Here is a 14980-nt window from a genome sequence, read left to right on the forward strand (position 1 = left end):
GATCATGTTGCTCGTACGCACCTTGCTGCGGATGCCGGAACTGCGACTACGCCTCGTGGTCGGGGAGGAGTTCCTGGACCGGCCCGTGACGAGGCTCTATGGCACCGAGCTGCCCGATCCGGCGCGGTACCTGTCGGGCGGCGAGCTGGTCCTGTCGGGGCTGCTCTGGCACCGTTCGGCGGCCGATTGCGAGACCTTCGTCGGCTCTTTGGCGCACGCCGGGGTCGCCGCGTTGGCCGCGAGCGATCCGGAGGCCCGTGAATTGCCGGCGGCGCTGGTCGAGGCCTGCCGTCGGCACGGGGTGCCGTTGTTGGAGGTTCCGATCGACCTGTCGTTCGCGACCATCACCGAGCGGGTCGTGCTCGAACTGGCCGCCGAACGGGTCGGGGACGCGGGCGCCCAACTGGGTCGGCACCGGCGGCTGCTGACCGTGGTCGCGGACGGCGGCGGGCTCGGCGAGCTGGTGGCGGCGGGCGCGGCGGAGCTGGACGCCCCGGTGCGGGTCCTGTCGACCACCGGGCACGTGGTGGCCGGTCCGGAGCCGGCCGACGCTGGGTTGTTCGTGCGGGAGTTCCTGCTGGCCGACCGGCTGCCCCGGGTGGTGCGGCGGACGACGCTGCTGCCGGTGTCCGAGCGCGGCGGGTCGCGGGTGGCCACGTGGATCGTGGTGGTCGACGGGGACCGGGCGCACGACGAGGTCGCGGCCGAGCTGGCCAGCCTGGTGGGCGTCGAGCGGACCCGGGTGGTGCAGGAGCGGCGCATCGAGAACCGGGCCGCGGGGCCGTTGCTGCGCGAGGTGCTGTCCGGGTCGGGCGACCTGGGTCCCCGGCTGGCCGCCGTGGGGTGGGACGCGCCGGAGTTCCGGGTGGTGGTCGCGTCGTGCACGGACGGGCGGGTCGAGCAGGCGGCGGCGTTGCTGGAGGAGGTGCTGGCGCCCATCGCGCCGCACGCCCTGGTGTCCGTGCACGGCGAGGAGGTGTACGCGATCGCGCCGTCGGGTCCGGGGTGGGCCGAGGCGGTGCGAGGTGCTTTGCGGACCGTCGAACCCGGGTTGGGGTCGGTGCGGGTGCTGGTCGGGATCTCGTCGGCGGTGGGGGCGGCCGGGTTGCGGGGTGCGGCGGAGGAGGCGTCGCACGCGCGGCGGCTGGGGGAGCGGCGGCCGGGACGGACCTGTGTGGTGGCGGGCGAGGAGATCGCGTTGCACCAGTTGCTGCTGGCGGGGGTGCCGGAGGAGTTGCGCGGGTCGTTGCGGCGGCGGGTGCTGGGGCCGGTGCTGGACTACGACGCCGAGCACGGGTCGGACCTGGTCGGGACCCTGCGGGTGTTCCTGGACTGCTCCGGCTCGTGGACGACGGCGGCGGCGCGGCTGCACGTCCACGTGAACACCCTGCGCTACCGGGTCGGCCGGGTGGAGGAGCTGTTGGGCGTGGACCTCTCGGATTTCACGTCTCGCGTGGACCTGTACCTCGCCCTGCACGGTTGAACGGCCGCGACTCCGTCGCGGCGGCTCGGCCGCCGAAAGTCGGCTTGTCGCGCCGCCTTCCGCTCCGGTCGAAAAGCGTGATCGGAGCGAAAGGCGACGCGACAAGCCGACGCGGCCTCGCGGGTTGATACTTGGCGCATGGCCTCCGCGCCGTGGGGCAACTTCGCCTTGTTCGTGGGTGTCGCGCTCGCGCCGTCCGCGCTGTGCTGGGCCGTGCTCCACATCCCCCGGTTGCTCCGGCGGCTGCGGCGGGAACCCTTGACTCCACGGGGACTTCCGATCGAACAGTTGGCCGCCGACCTGAGGCGGGTGCACCGCGTGCTGGCCCTCATCCGGCCGGGCACGCCGTACGCCCGCCGCGCAGGGGTGCGGCAGGCGTACGACGTCCTGTTGGCACAGGCCTGTGCGGCGGTCGGGGTGCCCCACCGGCTGGACGACCTGCCGGAGGGGGTCGACCGGGACATCGAGAGGCTTCGCGTCGAAGAAGCTCTGCGGCAAGAGGGGTTGGCCATCCCCTGACGCACCGCCGCCGCGCTCCAGGGGATGGCCCGCGAGGCCGCGTCGGCTTGTCGCGCCGCTTTTCCCGGTGATCACGTTCTTCGATCGCCGGGAAAAGCGGCGCGACGGGCCGACTACCGGGCGGCCTCGCCGCGGCGCCGGAGGCGGCGCAATCAGACACCGCGACTCGCGGCCGTTCTCTACCTGACTTGTTGCCAGGGGACCCGGGTCGGGCGTTCGCCGGTGGCCAGGAACTCCTCGATCGCCTTGGCCAGGTCGGCCACCGGGATCTCGCAGTGGGTCGGGAACCGGACCCCGGCGTAGCGGGGGCGCTGCCGGGGGCCTTCGCCGAGGCTGGCCCACGACCCGGTGATCACGTCGGTGAACAGCATCGCCCCGCGGTCGCCGCGCACGCCCACCCACACCCGGTTGTCCGGGGTGTCGCGGTGCACGAGGGTCGCGTCCTCGGCGACGGAGAGCAGGTCGAGCAGGCGACGGACGTCCTCGGTGCCGCGCAGTTCGTCCACGCCGGTCCGGTGGTGTGCCTGGATCATCGTCACTCCCTGCACTTCTTGCCGGAGTTGATGCAGTCCACGACGCGGTTCATGATCTCCTCGCCCATCACGTTGGCGAAGTCGTCGTGGTCGGACAACGGGTTGTGCTCCTCCTCGGGGAACGCGTCGACCGCGTACTGGCCGTTCTGCTGCACGTCCCGGGGGATGTTGTAGGTCAGGCTGATGCGCAACTGCGGCACGGCGCGGAAACCCCTGGGGCACTTGCCGTTCTCGTTCGGGTAGACGATGTGGTCGCGGTGGTTGGCGCTGTCGGTGTTCTTGCCGTCCCAGCAGCTCGGGAAGTCGTGGACGCGCTTGACCTTGCTGCCCTGCGGGCAGATCGGGTACTTGTCCATCAGCACCTTGTCCTCGAAACCGGTGCAGGTCCAGGACTTCCGGGCGTTCTTCGGGCCGTTGGTGGACACCTTGGCGTCGCCGTAGAGGATGCGCAGGAACTGCGGCATCGCGACGACCTTGCCGGTGGGGCTGCCGCGGAAGGTCAGGTCGACGACCTCGGGGCGCTGGATCTCGCCCTCGTTACCGGGCAGTTCGTTCTCGTCGCTCCGGCTCTTGCCGTCACCCTTCTCCGGCGCGTCCGCCTCGGCTTCCTTCTGGGCTTCGGCGACCTTCGCGTCCTTCGCGTCGCCGTCCTTGACCGTGCAGGGGGCGAGGCGTTGCAGGCCGCGGGGGCGCTGGGCGACCCGGTCGATGGCCTCGACGATCCGGCCGATGGCCGCGGTGCGCTTGTCCCGCAACGGACCCAGGATCGCGTTGTTCACGAAGTTCGGGTCGTCGACGTTCGCGGCCTTCTTCAGCTTGTCGTTGGCCTCGGCGATCTGGGCCTTGAGCTGGTTGAGGTTGCGGTCGACCTCGGCGCGGGCCTGCTGGGGGACGTTGCGCAGCTTGCGCTTGACGTCCGGGCACTCGACCTCGGCGTTGTTCGGCTGTCCGGGTTCTTCCTCCTCGTTCTCCTTGTCGATGCGGAGCACGGGCCAGAAGTAGGTGGACTTGTCACCGTTCTTGCAGGTGGTGTCGGCCTCTTGGAGGCTCTCGTTGGTCGAGTCGGCGTCGGTGGACACGTTCCCGACGTAGTCGTGCAGGTGCTGGGCGCCGTTGCGGACGCCGGGCTGCGCGATGAAGTTGTCCGGGTTGAAGTGCCCGTTCTCGTTGCGCCCGCAGTCGACGGTGAACGTGCCGTTGGTGGCGTCGCCTTCCGGCCTGGGCGCCTTGACGTTGCGCGCCTGCTTGGTGATGTCGACGAACAGGGACTTGTCGGCCCCGTCCGCCTGGGCGGTGCCCTGGTCTCCGGTGGTGGAGATCGCGACCGCCAGGCCGATCGTCAGCGCCAGCCCGGCGACGCCGGCTGTGAGCTTGGTGCGCCGCGAGAAGCGGTGCCGCCCCTGGTTTCGCGTCATGGATGTGTCACCTCGTCGTAGGTACGCGCATTCGCTTCGAACCCCGACCGCCGGTGGGCGGTGGACACCGGGGCATACGTACCGATCCCGGTCCGCGACCTGGCCGTTACCTTTTCGTTATCGGACGCCCACCCCTGACTTGGACACTCGGACCCGTGGACCACGGCGCAGAGAACGTCATGTCCGGCACCACCCACGGACCGGTCGTCCAAGCGGGCCGCGTCAACGACATCCACTTCCACCACCACGAGCCCCGCGCCCCGGTCATCCCGCGCCAACTCCCACCCGCCCCCAGGCTCTTCACCGGCCGCCGCCGGGAACTCGCCGACCTCGACCGCTGGTTCGACGCCGAGGACGCCCTGGTGGCCGTGGTTTCCGGCCCCGGCGGCGTGGGCAAGACGTCCCTGGCCCTGCGCTGGCTGCACACCGCGCGCACCCGCTTCCCCGACGGCCAGCTCTACGTCGAACTCGGCGCCCACTCCCCGGGCGGCCCCGCCACCCCGTCGGAGGTCCTGGAGTGGTTCCTGCTGGCCCTGGGCACCCCCGCCGCCGAGATTCCCCTTGAAGTGTCCCGAAGACAGGCCCTCTTCCGCACCCTCACCGCCGACCGCAGACTCGCCCTCCTCCTCGACGACGCCGTCTCCGCCGCCCAGATCCGCCCCCTGCTGCCCACCTCCCCGCACAGCGCCGTCCTGGTCACCAGCCGCTGGCGCCTGAGCGGCCTCGCCGTCGACGGCGCCCGCTTCGTAGACGTCGAATCCTTCGACCTCAACGCCTCCCTCGAACTCCTCGAACACGCCCTAGGCCCCCGAGTCACCTCCGAACCCGACGCGGCCCGCGAACTCGCCCACCTCTGCGGCGGCCTCCCCATAGCCCTCTCCGTAGTAGGCGCCCGCCTCTCCACCCACCCCCGCCGCACCCTCTCCGGCGAAGTCGGCTCCCTGCGCACCGAACGCCTGGGTTCGCTGAGCGTGGACGGCGGTGTGTCCGTGGAGGCCGTGTTCGATCTGTCCTATGTGGAGCTTCCGGCGCGGCACGCGCGGATCTACCGGCTGTGCTCGGTCAACCCCGGCACCTCGTTCGGCCTCGGCGCCGCCGCCGCGGCGGCCGACGAACCGCCGCCCGACATCGCCCCCGTGCTCGCCGACCTGGTGGACAAGAACCTGCTCAGCGAGGTCGGCGACGAGCGCTACGGGTACCACGACCTGCTGCGCGCCCACGCCCGGCAGCACGCGGAGTGGCACTCGGCGGCCGAGCGCGACGCCGCGCTGTGGCGGGTCGTCCAGTGGTACCTGGACGGGGCGGTCGCGGCGGACCGGGTCGTCGTGCCCGACCGCCCCCGCGTCGGCCCGCGCTACGAGGTGGCGCCGGCCGCGTTCGGCCGCGTCGCCGAAGCCCTGGGCTGGCTGGAGACCGAGCGCGGCAACCTGGTCAACGCCACCCGCGAGGCCGCCGACCACGGTCGCCACGATCTCGCCTGGCAGCTCGCCGAAGCCCAATGGGGCCTGTACCTCCACCGCAGGCACCTCACCGACTGGGTGACCACGTTCGAGATCGGCGCCCGTGCCGCCCGCCGCGCCGGCCACGCCGTGGCCGAGTCGCGCCTGCGCCTCCAACTGGCCATCGGCTACGTCGAGCTGGGACGCCGGGAGGACGCCTCCCGCGAGGTGTCCCGCGCCCTGGACCTCGGCAAGGCCGCCGGCGACCTCGGTTCCGTCTCCACCGCGCTGCGCCAACTCGGCCGGATCGCCCGCGCCGGCGGCGACGCCGAAGGCGCTCTCACCTACTTCCGGCACTCCCTCGCGGTCGCGACCGAACTCGGCCGACCCCGCAGCGTCGCCCTCGCCCACCGGCGGATAGGTGAGGCCCTGACCGATCTCGGCCGCTTGGAGGAAGCAGTCGCCGAGTTCACCGAAGCCGGACAGATCCTGGCGGACCTCGGGCAGCGGGTGGAACTGGCCCGCCTGCGCGGCGTCATGGCCCGACCCCTCCTGGAACTGGACCGGGTGGACGAGGCGGCGCGGTTGCTGGAGGCCGCGCATCCGGTGTTGGCCGAGACCGGTTCTCCCGCGTACCTGGCCGCCGTGCTCCTGCCCCTGGCGGACGTGGCGGAGCGCAGGAACGACCCCGCCAAAGCCCGTCTCCACCTGCGCGCGGCGGCGGATGCCTACACGGCGGTGGGGGAGCCGGTGCCCGACGACATCGGCTCCCGCCTGACGACGTGACGGGCCTAGACGACCAGGTCCGCCACCGCGATCCACCGGCTGTCGGCGATCCCGCCGTCCGCCACGAGGAACCCGTCCCGACAACCGCCCACCGCGCGCCACACACCGGGTGCCACGACCTGCCACTCACCCCACGACACGGGGCACCGCCACCGGCGACACCGGCACCGCGTGCGTCGGCTCGGGCAGACCCAGCAGGCGGTACATCGTGCGCCGGGTCGCCACACCCGCGCCGCCCGGGTACGAACTGATCGCCTCCGCGACGCCCGGCACCACGACCGCGTCCTCCACCCGCGGGCACTCCGGGTCCACCACGGGCGCGGTCCGGTACACCAGGTCCGCCAGGCTGCCCGGCCGGAGCATGTCGTCGGGGATCGGCACGACGAGCATCGGCCGTCCCACGGCGGCGGCGTACTGCGTGGTCGAGCCGAAGTCGCCGATCACCGCGTCCGCGGCCACCGCGGCGGCCCGCCAGCCCTCGTCCGGCGGCACCACCAGCACCTCGCGCGGCAGCCAGGCGCGGACCTGCCGCGCGCCGTGGACGCTCCAGACGTTCGGGTGCAGCACGGCCGCCACCCGCTCGCCCCGCTCCAACAGCGCGCCGTAGAGGCCGATGTGGGCGCCGAACGTCGAGTGCCGGGTCCAGGTCGAGCTGACGGTGACCAGCCGCTCGACCGGGGCCACGCCCAAGGCCCGCCGGTAGTGGTCGCGGTAGGGGGTGCTGGCGAGCAGGCGGTCCAGGCACACGTCACCGGCCACCACCGCCGCGGGCACGGCCTCGGGGCAGGACTCGGCCAGCACGCGGTGCTCGTCGTGGTGCGCGAGCACGATGGCGGCGGCCACGACCCGGCCGTCCCGGATCAGCCGCTCCCGGCTCAGGCCGTGCGCGGGGAACGTGCCGCCCCGGCGCGGGCGGGACCGGGACTTCAGCGCGCCCGCGCCGTGGGGCAGGGCCAGCACCGGGCCGTGCAGTTCGTCGAGGCCGCGGTGGCTGGCCGCGAGGACCAGGTCGAACCGGTGGCGGACCGCCTGCTGCCACGGCACGACGTGGCCGCCGAGACCCCGCACGAACTCCTCCGTGCCGTGCGTCGCGCCGTGCACGGTGAACAGCACCTGGACGCGGTGGTCCGCCTCCAGCAGCGGCAGCAGGTCCGCGAGCCGGGTGCCCGCCACCACGTGCGGCACCACCACCAGGACCGTGCGGCAATCGGTCCGCGTGATCCGTGCATCCGCTCCCAAGCCGATAGGGCCATTTGTCCATCCGTCGCCGACCACGAGCACCTCCCCATTTGATTCGAGTCGATGGGGAAAACGTGCGGCATGGTGTCGTCGACCTGCTGTCACTGATCTCCCGGAACCCTGTCTGCCCAGGTCAGGGCCTTCTGCGCAGGCAATTCCGCAACATTGCGGGCGAAATTCGCGATGATCTGTCAGAGATCTGTCAAAACGTGGACAGCTGATAACGTTTTTAGCACGGGGCACGACTGCCGCGGGGCCGCCGCACAATACTGGACGGGCTTCAGCGAGGGGTGGCGCTGTGACCTGTCATTTCACGATCTTGGGGCAGACTCGCATACGACTGGGCGCCGGCCTGCGCCGGGACTGGGCCGCGCCCAAGACCCGCGCCATGCTCGGCGCGCTGCTGACCCGGCCGGGGGAGTGGTTCACCACCACGAGCCTCGTCGACTGGATGTGGACCACCGACGACCGGCTGCCGAAGAACGTCGCGCAGACCTTCTACAACTACGCCAAGCGCATCCGCGACGGGCTGCGGGCGATGAGCGGCGCGGCCGAGCTGGAGCAGCGCCGGGGCGCGTACCGGATCGTCGTGCCGCACTCGGCGATCGACTACTTCGCCGCCGCCGCGCTGCTCGACCGCGCGCGGACCCTCCACGACCCGGCGTCGGCCGTCGTCCTGCTGCGCGAGGCCATCGACCACTGGCTCGACGAGCCCCTGGCCGACCTGCCCGGCGAACCCGCGCAGGCGTGGCGGCGCAACGCCCGCGACAACCTGTGGCTGCCGCTGCAGAACGCGCTGTGCGAGAGCCTGCACGCCCTCGGCGACCACCGCGCCGTGCTGGCCCACATCGACGGCCTGCCGCCGGTGGACTCCGCGCACCTGCCGCTGGTGATGCGCAGGCTGGAAGCGTTGCACGGCCTGCACTTGCGCACCGAGATGACGGCCTACTACTTCGCGATGCGCCGCCGGCTCCAGGACGAGTTCGAGGACGCGGCGGCGGCAGCGCTCAAGGTGTTCTTCGAAGGGCTGTCCGAACCCGCGACCGTCGAACCGCGCCGGTGGGGCGGTGGCGCGGTGGTGCCGCGCCGGCTCCCGCACGACGTGGAGGGTTTCGTCGGCCGGGAAGCCCTCCTGGCCAAGATCGACGCGGTGACCGGGTGCGGGCGGCGCGAACCCCGGCCCGGTGTCGTGCTCCTCGACGGCGCGGCCGGGGTGGGCAAGACCGCGCTCGCCGTGCACTGGGCGCACCGGGTCGCCGACCAGTTCCCCGGCGGGGTGCTGCACCGCGACCTCAAGGGCTTCTCCGCCGACGCGGCCCTCGACCCGGCCACGGTCGTGGACGGGTTCCTGGAGGCGCTGGGCGCCGACGTCGACCACCTGACCACGGCCGAACGGCGGTCGCGCCGGCTGGAGTCGCTGCTGGCCGACCGGCGGGTGCTGGTGGTGCTGGACAACGTCCGGGAACGCGCGCAGGTCGAGCCGCTGCTGTCCGTGCTGCGCGACTGCACCGTGGTGATCACCAGCCGCAACCGCTTGTCGGGCTTGGGACGTCACGCGTTCCCAGTGTCCTCAATGGACACCGCCGACGCCGTCCGGATGCTCGACGCGCGCATCGGCGACCGCAGCGCCCACCAGCGGCGCGCGGTCGAGGACCTGGTCGCGTTGTGCCGTGGCCTGCCGCTGGCGATCGACATCGTGGCGCACCGCATCGCCGCGAGCCCGGGCGCGCCGCTCGCCGAGTTCGTCGAGCAGTTGCGCGACGAGCGGCGCCTGCTCGACCTCGGCGGCCACGGTGGCGACATCAGCCTCAAGACCGTGTTCTCGTGGTCCTACCGGGCGTTGCGGCACGACGACCGGCGCACGTTCCGCCTGCTCGGCCTGCACCCCGGCCCGGACATCGGCGTCGACGCGGCGGCGGCCGTCCTGGGCGTGCGGCGCTCGGCGGCGTTGGACTGCCTGGACCTCCTGGTGGCCACCCACCTGGTCGAGCAGCCGGGTTCGCTGCGCCGCTACCGCTTCCACGACCTGCTGCGCGACTACGCCGAGGAGTGCGCGCACGCCGAGGTGCCCGCCGCCGAGCAGGCCGCCGCCGAGCTGCGCCTGGTGGACTTCTTCCTGCACACCGCCAAGGAAGCCGACTCCATCGCGTTCCCCTACCGGCCCGGGATCGAGGTGCCGCCACCGGTGGACGGCGTGCTGCCGCTGCAGTTCGAGAGCGACCGCGAAGCCCTGGCGTGGGCCGTCGGCGAGCGCGGCAACCTCATGGCCGTGCTGGACCTCGCCGCCCGGCGCGGCCTGCACACGCGGGTCACCCGGCTGGCGCACCTGCTGGGTGACGTGTTCCGCCGTTGCGGCTACTACGACCAGGCCAGGTCCGCCCTGACCCTGGCCATCGGCTCGGCCCAGCTCGAAGGCGACCTCGACGCCGAGGGCGCTGCGTTCAACGACCTGGGGTTGATCGCGCTGCGCGAGTCGTCCTACCTCGAAGCGCGCAAGTACTTCCACCGGGGGCACATGATCGCGCAGCGGACGGGCCGTCGGCTGGCGATGGCGTCCTCGTTGCACAACCTGGCCCAGGCGGACGTCGCGGACGGTGCCGTGGAACGCGGGATCGAGCGCTACGAGCAGGTGCTGGAACTGGTGCGCGGCGGCGGTTCCGACCTGGTCGAGGTCGAGGCCGCGACGTGGCACCGGCTCGGCGTGGTGGCGATGGCGCAGAACCGGCGCCTGGACGCGGCCGTGCACTTCCACAAGGCGCTGGACCTGCGCTCCAACAACATCTCCGGAGAAGCCGACACGCTCTGCGAGTTGGGCGAACTGCACCGGCGGCAGGGCGACCTGAGCACGGCCGACCGGTACGCGCGAAGGTCGGTGGCGCTGCACCGGCGCGGCGGCGACCGGGTGATGGCGGCCCGCGCCTACGTGGTCCTGGCGTCGATCAAGCGGGACATGCGGGACGTGGTGGCCGCGACGCAGTGCGCCCGCCAAGCCGTGCAACTCACCGACCGCCCGGCCAACTCGCTGGGCCGGGCGGAGGCGCTGCTGCTGCTCGCCGACCTGCGGGAGAGCGCCAAGGCGCAGGCGGCGGCGGAGGAGGGCTGGGAGCAGGCCCTGAAGATCTTCACCGACGCCGGCGACCCCCGCGCACCCGACGTGGCGGCCCGCCTGGCCCGCCTGTCCCACGACCACCCGATCCCGACCGCCCGGAACAGCGGCACCCCGGCCGAGCGCGGCCGGGAAACCCAATCGCAACGACCCGGCACGCAGAATTGCGGAAATCACCCGAAAGCGTTTTATTCCGGCGAGTGATTTGCTCTCGGTGGGTCCTGCCCGGCTGCGGGCGTTAGGGTGAAGCCGAGCGTTGATCGGCTCCTCGGTCGGTGACGCAGCGAGCACGGAGCCCCTGGTCCAGCCGCCGAACGTGTGGATTCGTCGCTTCTGCCTGCTCCGCGAGTCGGAACGCCCTGGTCACGCAGCATGAGTGCTGGATAATTTCAGGCGACTTGTAATGGCGGTTTATTCTCCTGCATGATCAGCCCGCCCCCGCCCGGTCGGCGGCGGCGCCAATCCCTTTCGTTCTGTGAGGAGAAAGACTCCCGTGCTTCCCCGTTTCGTTGTGGCGATGTCGCTCGCCCTCGCCGTGCTGGCGACCGTTGGTGCGGTGACCACCGACTACTGGTCGGTCAACTCGGTCACCGAGTCCGGCACCTCCCAGGGCGCCTGACGCGAGTCCCCACCGGTCCGGCCCGTCTCGATCTTCGAGGCGGGCCGGTTCCGTGACCGGGGCAAGGGGTTCCTGTCGGTTTGCTGTAGACCGTTCACCCCCGCCGCCCGCTGCGCCAGACTCGCGCCCACGGACAACCGAAGGAGTGGTCATGTCTCGCACACTGGGGGCGCTGGCCGCGGTGGTGCTCGGGGTTTCCCTGGTCGCCGCGGCGCCGGCGGCCGCCGAGAGAGCGCATCCCTTCCCCGACGAGTTCGCCCTGCCGAACGGCTTCCTGCCGGAGGGCATCGCCATCGGCCACGCGCCCGTCGCCTACTTCGGGTCGCGCGCGGACGGTGATCTTTTCCGGGTCGACCTGCGGACCGGGCACGGGGAGGTGTTCAGCCAGGGGCCGGGGACGGCTTCGGTCGGGTTGAAGGTCGACCGGTGGAAACGGCTGTTCGTCGCCGGCGGCGCGGGAGGTGACGGGCGGGTCGTCGACGCGAAAACTGGAGAGATCCTCAGTTCTTACAAATTCGCGACCTCCGACACCTTCGTCAACGACGTCGTGATCACCGATGACGCCGCCTACTTCACCGACTCCCGCAAGGCGCTGCTCTACAAGATCCCATTCGGCCGGCACGGCGAGTTGCCCGCCGCCCACACCGCGATCCCGCTGACCGGCGACTTCAAGCTCACCGCCGGTGTCAACAATGCGAACGGCATCGCGCAGACGCCCGACCGCCGCGCGCTGCTGGTCGTGCAGAGCAACGAGGGCCTGCTGCACCGGCTCACCGACGACGGCGTGACCAAGATCGTTGACCTGGGCGGATACGTCCTGACCAACGGCGACGGCCTGCTCGTCGAGGGCCGCACCCTGTACGTGGTGCAGAACCGTCTCAACACGCTGGCCGCATTCGAACTTGACAAAGCAGGGACCAGTGGAAAGCTCGTGACGAAGATCACTGACACCCGCTTCGACGTGCCGACCACCGTGGCCTCGTTCGCCAACCGGCTCTATCTGCCCAACGCCCGTTTCACCACGCCGCCGACACCATCCACCCCGTACAACGCGGTGGCGGTTCCCAAGCCTTAGTCCGTCCCACGGGTTAAGAGTCAGGGGGCTGATGAGCGCAAAGTTCACATCAGCCCCCTGTTCGGCATGTCACTCGACTGGGTAACCTCGCAGTCGCGTCGCGCACGTGATCGCTGTCTCTTCGTAATGATGATCTTCAGGTGTTACCGTTCCGTGGCCAACGATCAGGTGACGAAGAGGCAGTGCTCATTGTGCTGCGCCTGACCAGGTGGACGAGTTCACGAGGCTGCGGAGCACTGTGAAGCAGAAGAGCAAGGCGGAGACGAGCCAGAAGACGATCCGCTCGCGGCTCACCGGTGTGGTGGTCGTGCCGAGCGTGGTCCTGCTGGTGATGTGGCTGGCGTTCTCCTCCTACACGGTGTTCGACGGCTTCTACACCCGTGCGGTCGCGGTCAGCGTCAAGGACGCCTCGATCCCCGCCGTCAGCGCGTTCGTCGCCATCCAGAAGGAACGCGAGCTCGCGATGACCGCCCTCGGCCGGCGCGACGCCGACCTGGACGAGCTGCACGCCCAGCAGCGCGTGGTCGACGAGACCACCAAGTCGATGCGGACCGCGTTCGCCGACGTGGCCGGCAAGGCGCCGGACGAGATCGTCGTCAAGATCAACGGCCTGAACGCCCAGCTCGACCAGCTGCCCGAGCAGCGCCGCCAGTTCGAGGGCGGCAAGGCCGACCGCAACCAGGTCTACAAGTTCTACAACGACATCATCGACGCGGGCACCCGCCTGTTCACCGCGCAGGCCCGCTCGGTGCCCGACTCGGTGGCCGCCCAGGGCGGTCTGAACGCCACCGACATGTTCCGCGCCGCCGACTGGATGTCCCGCGCCTCCTCCGTCGCCGCCTCCGCGCTGACCGTCGACAAGCCGGCCGCCGAGGACCGGCTGGAGTTCGTCCGCCTCGTCGGCTCCTACCACGCCCAGCTCGACGTCCTCATGCCGTCGGCGGAGGAGGCGGTGCAGCGCGAGTACCGGGTGCTGACCGAGTCCCAGGGCTGGAAGGAACTGCTGGAGCTGGAGAACCGGCTGATCTCCTCGCCCGACGCCGACGTCTCCGCCCAGCAGTGGCAGGCGGTGGCCGACCCGATCTCGGAGAAGCTCGTCGCGCTGGCCGTCGACCAGGGCACGCTCGCCGCCGACATCGGCCTGGACCGCGGCAACAACCGGTTCATCACCGTCCTCGTCGGCTCGCTGATCGCCCTGATCGTCGTCCTGGGCGGCATCATCACCGCCGTCCGCACCTCCAACCGCCTGGTCAACCGCGCCCTGATCACCCGCCTGACCTCGCTGAAGAAGGACTCCCTGGCGCTGGCCCACGAACGGCTGCCCGACATCGTCGACCGGCTGCGCGAGGGCAAGCACGTGGACGTCGAGGCCGAGGTGCCGCCGCTGGACTACGGCACCGACGAGATCGGCCAGGTGGCCGACGCGTTCAACGCCGCCCAGTACACCGCCGTCGCCGCCGCGGTGAAGGAGAGCCAGGCGCGCGAGGGCGTGAACCGGGTGTTCCTCGACATCGCCCACCGCAACCAGGGCCTGGTGCACCGCCAGCTCAAGATCCTGGACAAGCTGGAGCGCGAGGAGGAGAACCCCGACCAGCTCGACGCGCTGTTCCAGCTCGACCACCTGGCCACGCGCGCCCGCCGCAACGCCGAGAACCTGATCATCCTGGCCGGCGAGCAGCCCGGCCGGCAGTGGCGCAAGCCCGTGCGGCTGCTGGACGTCCTGCGCGCCGCGGTCGCCGAGACCGAGCAGTACGTGCGGGTCAAGGTGAACCCGGTGCCCGACACCGCCCTGGTCGGCGCGGCCGTCGCGGACACCATCCACCTGATCGCCGAGCTGGTCGACAACGCCACCGCGTTCTCCTCGCCGCGCTCCCAGGTGCAGGTCCACGCCAGCGAGGTGCCGCAGGGCGTCGTGGTGGAGATCGAGGACCACGGCCTGGGCATCAACCCCGAGGACCGCGAGCAGCACAACGCGATGCTCGCCGACCCGCCCGAGTTCGACGCCATGCGGCTGCGCGGCGAGTCCCGGCTGGGCCTGTTCGTGGTGGCGCGCCTGGCCGCCCGCCGCGGCATCCACGTCGAGCTGCGCGAGTCGCCCTACGGCGGCACGCTCGCGCTCGTGCTCATCCCGTCCGCGATCGTCGCGGGCTCCGCCACGGCGGGCGAGTTCGCCGAGACCGGCCAGCTGCCGCGGCGCGCCTACGAGGACCACCTGGTGCCCGAACCCGCCGAGGAGGTGGTGCGCGAGGCCAGGTTTCCCGGTACTTCCCGAGAGCTGGAAGGCTTCTGGGCCGCCGCCGAGGCCGCGGCCAACAGCGATTCCCTTCCAGCGGACGACGGACTCAGCGGAGGACTGAACCTGCCCTCGCACAGCGGAGCGCTCGACCTGTCCTCGCACAGCGGATCCCTCGACTTCAACCAGCACGACTTCTCCCAGCGCAGCGGGTCCCTCGACCTGCCGCAGCGCGGCGGCGAGCTGGACCTGCCGCAGCGCAAGCGCACCACCGCCACGGACGAGGACACCGGCTCCCGGCCGGAGCTGCCCCGCCGCCGCCGGCAGCAGAACCTCGCCCCGCAGTTGGTGCGCAACGATTTCCACCCTTCGCCCGAACCGCTCGCCGAGGTCGACGTCGAGCAGTCCGCCGAGCGGACCCGCAAGGGCCTGTCGGCGTTCCAGCGGGGCACGCGCGACGCACGCCGCTCCGACGACGCGCTCGAACCCTGACCACGACCGCGACCGGACGACTGGAAACCGGAAAGGCAAGC

The 14980-nt window shown here is 71.5% G+C and carries 10 protein-coding genes; 7 read left to right on the top strand and 3 right to left on the bottom strand.

All coding sequences use genetic code 11. The features are described from left to right. The first annotated feature begins 4 nt into the window (after positions 1–4). A complete protein-coding gene (locus tag RIN75_RS30530; protein ID WP_309115507.1) occupies positions 5–1483 on the top strand; it encodes a PucR family transcriptional regulator ligand-binding domain-containing protein in 1479 nt (492 codons plus the stop codon). Positions 1484–1621: 138 nt separating this feature from the next. Further along, entirely contained in the window at positions 1622–2002 is a 381-nt protein-coding gene (locus RIN75_RS30535; protein ID WP_309115508.1) for a hypothetical protein, read from the top strand. Positions 2003–2181: 179 nt separating this feature from the next. Here the strand turns inward: RIN75_RS30535 and RIN75_RS30540 are convergent, their stop codons facing one another. Further along, complete coding sequence (locus tag RIN75_RS30540) at positions 2182–2535, bottom strand: Imm1 family immunity protein (protein WP_309115509.1); 354 nt, start codon at positions 2533–2535, stop codon at positions 2182–2184. Between the two features lie 2 nt (positions 2536–2537). Then, positions 2538–3950, bottom strand: coding sequence for a DUF1996 domain-containing protein (locus RIN75_RS30545; protein ID WP_309115510.1), 1413 nt, complete (start codon positions 3948–3950; stop codon positions 2538–2540). 155 nt (positions 3951–4105) lie between these two features. Here RIN75_RS30545 and RIN75_RS30550 point away from each other — a divergent pair, with 155 nt between their 5' ends. Next, positions 4106–6175: a tetratricopeptide repeat protein gene (locus RIN75_RS30550; protein ID WP_309115511.1), complete on the top strand. Its 2070-nt coding sequence runs from the start codon at positions 4106–4108 to the stop codon at positions 6173–6175. A 126-nt stretch (positions 6176–6301) separates the two neighbouring features. Here RIN75_RS30550 and RIN75_RS30555 read toward each other — a convergent pair whose 3' ends face one another. Then, positions 6302–7363, bottom strand: coding sequence for a hypothetical protein (locus RIN75_RS30555; protein WP_309115512.1), 1062 nt, complete (start codon positions 7361–7363; stop codon positions 6302–6304). Between the two features lie 349 nt (positions 7364–7712). Here RIN75_RS30555 and RIN75_RS30560 point away from each other — a divergent pair, with 349 nt between their 5' ends. From RIN75_RS30560 to RIN75_RS30575, 4 genes are all read left to right on the top strand, one after another. Then, positions 7713–10724 carry an NB-ARC domain-containing protein gene (locus RIN75_RS30560; protein ID WP_309115513.1) on the top strand — a complete coding sequence of 1004 codons (3012 nt, stop codon included), beginning with the start codon at positions 7713–7715 and terminating at the stop codon, positions 10722–10724. A 289-nt stretch (positions 10725–11013) separates the two neighbouring features. Further along, positions 11014–11139 carry a hypothetical protein gene (locus tag RIN75_RS30565; protein WP_309115514.1) on the top strand — a complete coding sequence of 42 codons (126 nt, stop codon included), beginning with the start codon at positions 11014–11016 and terminating at the stop codon, positions 11137–11139. 151 nt (positions 11140–11290) lie between these two features. Then, a complete protein-coding gene (locus RIN75_RS30570) occupies positions 11291–12214 on the top strand; it encodes a superoxide dismutase (RefSeq protein WP_309115515.1) in 924 nt (307 codons plus the stop codon). A 238-nt stretch (positions 12215–12452) separates the two neighbouring features. Next, positions 12453–14939, top strand: coding sequence for a sensor histidine kinase (locus tag RIN75_RS30575; RefSeq protein WP_309115516.1), 2487 nt, complete (start codon positions 12453–12455; stop codon positions 14937–14939). The last annotated feature ends 41 nt before the right edge of the window (positions 14940–14980 follow it).

Origin of the sequence: Saccharothrix sp., assembly GCF_031180885.1 — a bacterium.
Lineage (GTDB): Bacteria > Actinomycetota > Actinomycetes > Mycobacteriales > Pseudonocardiaceae > Actinosynnema.